General features: G+C 47.7%; 1 protein-coding gene. It reads right to left on the bottom strand.

Annotation, left to right across the window (positions count from 1 at the left end):
- Positions 1–640: hypothetical protein (locus RUMCAL_RS16040; RefSeq protein ID WP_051343878.1), on the bottom strand; the 640-nt coding region annotated here is incomplete at its 3' end.
- Positions 641–664: the final 24 nt, after the last annotated feature.

Consider the following 664-nt stretch of genomic DNA (forward strand, 5'->3'; position numbering starts at 1 on the left):
CCTTTCTGAATGCGGAATTGCCGGACAGATGCCGAAGAATGACCTTTCTTGCCGCCTTGAATTCTGCCCCCACCATTCCCAGACGAATCAAGAAACACCGCATGGTGTACTTGGGATTGTCGGAGGTATCCGGCTTGCGGTTGATGCGTCCTTGATTCTTTGCAAATTCGCAGAGCATGGAGATGAACGTACAGTAGGCATCTGCATCACCGTCTTGCTCTACTTTGAACCATGGAAATTCCACCTTTTCATCAGATGAAATCATGTCGAGCGTATCCGTCTGAAAAGCCGCCTTGAAGAGTGTGGCTTTGTTTTCGCAGATCTGCTGAAGATTACCCAGCGTATGTTCATTGAAAAAGTCCGCAGGCATCTGAACCGTCAATTTTGTGGATTCCGGTTCTGTTGTGTCCGGAACAGTATAGCCCTGATTCTCCAGTTCGGCAAGAAGCCGTTCTGTTTCCTTACGGTCGGCTTGATCGCTGATTTCCAGATCACCTGCTTTGGTAACAGTGTAGCATTCCCCGATTTTGTAAGTACAGGTGGGCATATACTGATATTCTGCCGTTGTTCCAATGATCGTGGCTATCGCCCATGCCAGTTTCTTTCGTTCATTTCCAGCCCGTCCAAATGCAATTATCATATGTTTTCCTCCCGATTTTCGGTG

Origin of the sequence: Ruminococcus callidus ATCC 27760 (assembly GCF_000468015.1) — a bacterium.
Lineage (GTDB): Bacteria > Bacillota > Clostridia > Oscillospirales > Ruminococcaceae > Ruminococcus_C > Ruminococcus_C callidus.